The organism is Frankia sp. KB5 (genome assembly GCF_002099325.1).
GTDB classification, from domain to species: domain Bacteria; phylum Actinomycetota; class Actinomycetes; order Frankiales; family Frankiaceae; genus Frankia; species Frankia casuarinae.
This window is the reverse complement of record NZ_MRUJ01000399.1, coordinates 1-1334: the sequence shown is the minus strand read 5'-3', so window position 1 is coordinate 1334 and position 1334 is coordinate 1. Positions and strand designations below refer to the sequence as shown.

Genomic DNA, 1334 nt, shown 5'->3' with positions numbered 1-1334 from the left:
TGGGCGAGCAACACGCGGCGTTCGTCGGCGGGCAGCGCCCGCAGCATCCCCGAGGAGACCACGATCCGCCCAGGCCAGCCCGGGACCGCCACCGCCGCCGGGGCCGGGTCGTCGACGACGACGAGCAGCCCGGCGCAGGGATCGTGCCGATAGGCGGGCAGCCAGCGACGCGCCTCCGCGGCCAGMCGGTAGGCCAGCACGCCGGCGCCGGCCACACCGACCGCGACGGCGACCCAGGCGGCTACCGACGCCGCGGCCGGTACCGGATCGCCGGCGCCGACGAGGCGGGCCGACCAGCGCCCGAGCGCCGCCACCAGCGGCACCTGCCCAGCCAGCAGGACTGCCAGCAGACCGACCACCACCACCCACACCGCCGCAGCGCCCACGGCCGCCACCGCCAACAGCAACGCCGCCCGGGCCGGCGGCAGCCGCCGCGCCGCCGGCCGCGCGAGGACCAGCACCACCAGCGCCGCCGCACCGGCCAGATAGACAGCCAGCCGCACCGCTCAGCCCTCCAGCCGGCGCCGGTCGAGCAGGTCCCGCAGCACCTGCTCCTCCCCCGGGCCCAGCGTGTCGACGAACCGGGCCAGCACCCCGGCCGGGTCGTCGACCTGCTCCAACATCCCCCGCATCCGCCGGGCGGTGAACTCGACGGTGCTCACGGCCGGCTGGTAGACGAACGTCCGCCCGTCCGCCATTCGGGTCAGCTCCCCCTTGGCGTGCAGCCGGTTGAGGATCGTCATCACGGTGGTGTAGGCGAGGCCGCCGCCGAGGGCGGCCTGCACCTCTCCCGGCGACAGCGCCCGGTCCGCCGCCCACAACGCCGCCAGCACCTCGGCTTCCAACTGCCCCGGCCGACGCGACCGGCCACCCGACCCTGCTGCCACACCCGCCACCCTACCCCCTTGTAGTAGCGTGTAGTAGCCATGCGGGCAGCCCCACCTCGACCCGAGAAAGCACGCGACCGGTCACAGCCCGGCGCCGCCCGACGCTACGCGCACGATCACCCGCGGCGCATCAACCTGCTGATCCTCACGGGCGGCGGGCTGTTCATGGCCACCGGCTACCTCGCGCCCCGGCTGCGGCTCAACCCCGACGAGCTGAACACCCCCGACTTCCCCGACGTCGGCGCCACCGTCCTGGCCCTGGCGGTGGCGGTCGCCGTCGACCTGCTGCTACTCGCCGCGTTCGCCCTGCACGACCGCACCCAGCGCGGACGCATCGGCGGCCTCGACGATCCCGCCGCCCTGGTCCCGCCGGTGCTGCGTCCGTTCTGCTGGCTGGTCATCCTGCCCAGCCTGACCGGAGTCGCCGGGCTCGCCAGCCGGGTCGCC

Annotated in this window: 2 protein-coding genes and 1 pseudogene; 1 reads left to right on the top strand and 2 read right to left on the bottom strand. The window is 75.8% G+C overall.

Annotated features, from left to right (window positions below; genetic code table 11):
* Positions 1 to 503, bottom strand: a pseudogene (locus tag KBI5_RS24785) (M56 family peptidase); the annotation flags it as partial.
* A 3-nt stretch (positions 504 to 506) separates the two neighbouring features.
* Positions 507 to 887, bottom strand: coding sequence for a BlaI/MecI/CopY family transcriptional regulator (locus KBI5_RS24780; RefSeq protein WP_085016070.1), 381 nt, complete (start codon positions 885 to 887; stop codon positions 507 to 509).
* Between the two features lie 39 nt (positions 888 to 926).
* On the opposite strand from KBI5_RS24780, the gene KBI5_RS24775 reads away from it, so the two are divergent.
* On the top strand, positions 927 to 1334 hold a 408-nt coding region (locus tag KBI5_RS24775; RefSeq protein WP_133057170.1), incomplete at its 3' end, for a hypothetical protein.